The organism is Bacteroidales bacterium (assembly GCA_018334875.1).
In the GTDB taxonomy this organism is placed as follows: Bacteria; Bacteroidota; Bacteroidia; order Bacteroidales; family UBA12077; genus JAGXLC01.
Genome location: JAGXLC010000037.1, coordinates 22924 through 24763, shown reverse-complemented (window position 1 = coordinate 24763; position 1840 = coordinate 22924). Strand labels below are relative to the sequence as shown.

Below are 1840 nucleotides of genomic sequence, written 5' to 3'. Positions count from 1 at the left end.
TTGGTACGAATCTGAACCTCCATCCAGTTGCCCCGTGGTCCCATCACTGTAACATGGAGTGCTTCATAACCATTTGATTTCGGTGCGCTTATCCAGTCCCGTATGCGCTCAGGCTTGGGTACATATATATCGGTTAAAAGCGCGTAAATATCCCAGCATTGAGTTTTTTCCCCTTTGAAGGGTGTGGGATGGACAATGATACGTATGTTAAGTATATTGGAATTGGAAAGTTCGTCAAAGGTAAAATTTTCCTGCTGAATCATATTCCAGATGGAATAGATCGGTTTGGGTTTGGCTACAAGTTCATAGGTGATATTGTTTTCATCCAGTTTCTTTTTAATGGGATCAAGGAACTCCTGTACCTCTTGATTTCTTTTTTCCGCAGTTTCGTTTAACTTGTCTTCAATTTCCCGGTACTTAGTGGGATGCCGATATTTGAGGCTGAGGTCTTCCAGCTCATTTTTGATCCTGTATAATCCCAGCCGGTGGGCTATGGGAGCATAGAAATAGATCGTTTCCCCGGAGATTTTGATTTGCTTGTTGGGGGGCATGGAATCCAACGTTCTCATGTTGTGAAGCCTGTCGGCCAGCTTGATAATGATTACCCTGACATCTTCTGACAGGGTCATCAGTATTTTGCGGAAATTTTCGGCCTGAAGGGAATTTTTTCTGCCAAAAACTTCGGAAATCTTTGTTAATCCGTCAATAATTACCCCGATCCTTTCGCCGAACTCTTCTTTAATATCTTTAATGGTGGAAGGGGTATCTTCCACTACGTCATGAAGTAGGGCACATCCTACTGCCTCGGCCCCCAGACCGATCTCATCATGAACAATCTTTGCCACCGACAAGGGATGAATAATGAAGGGTTCCCCTGATTTACGACGAACACCGCTGTGCATGGACAGAGCCCGATCGAAAGCCCTTTTGACAAGAGCCAGATCTTGCTCGTTCATGTTTTGGGAGCAACTGTTATAAAGCGCATCAAATTGCTCCTGTATGTATTTGTTTTCTTTTATTACTTTGGTGCTCATCAATATATTATTTTGGGATTGCCCGGGTTAATCCAAGCCACTAATATATAAATTTATTTTTACAAAATATTGAGAAATCCGCAGAGGTTAACAGATCTAACGTTATTCCAATATTGAAAACTCAATAAATTTATGTTATATAAATACAACTTTATTTTTTTCTTTTTAGTATATTGAGATATTTCAATATTTTCGGCATATTTTTGAACGGGTGAACACAAATGTATTTTACTTATTTTTGATACACCACGTTTACTTCGCCTCTTTTCCTGATCATTGGCTGGCCCGGGTTTTTTACTTCCAGATAATAGATATAAGTACCACCAGGCGCTTTTTGTCCACCCCTGATTTTACCTATCCAGGGGTTATCAATGTTCTTGGTTTCGAATACTTTGGCTCCGTTTCGGTCATAGATGATAAGTAAATAATGTTCCGGTTCAAATGTAAAAACAGGTTTGAATTCTCTATTATCAAATTCATTGTTGCTAGGGCCTGAATAATTGGGGATAATGGCGTTGGGAATAAAAATTTGGGGTTTGATGTAAATACATTTTGAATTGGAAGTAATGGTCGATACCAGACCCTGCGCGTGTTGTATTTCAGCTTTTATTTGGTAACAAAATCTGGAGCTCGTATCCTGACCCTTGAATTCTTCGGGATTGTCATCGGTATAGGGTGACTGATAAGTTGTTTGATGAAAACGAAAAGGCTGTTCTCCGATACGTCTGGAAATTTCATAGCGGATGTTCGAAAAATGGCCCATCTCGTTCCACTCCAATATGCTGCTCAGGTTTTCCTTTTCCACG

The 1840-nt window shown here is 40.3% G+C and carries 2 protein-coding genes; both read right to left on the bottom strand.

Annotated features, from left to right (window positions below):
- The coding region (locus KGY70_05220) for a bifunctional (p)ppGpp synthetase/guanosine-3',5'-bis(diphosphate) 3'-pyrophosphohydrolase (protein ID MBS3774563.1) at positions 1–1034 on the bottom strand (1034 nt) is incomplete at its 3' end.
- A gap of 232 nt (positions 1035–1266) precedes the next feature.
- On the bottom strand, positions 1267–1840 hold a 574-nt coding region (locus KGY70_05215; GenBank protein ID MBS3774562.1), incomplete at its 5' end, for a gliding motility-associated C-terminal domain-containing protein.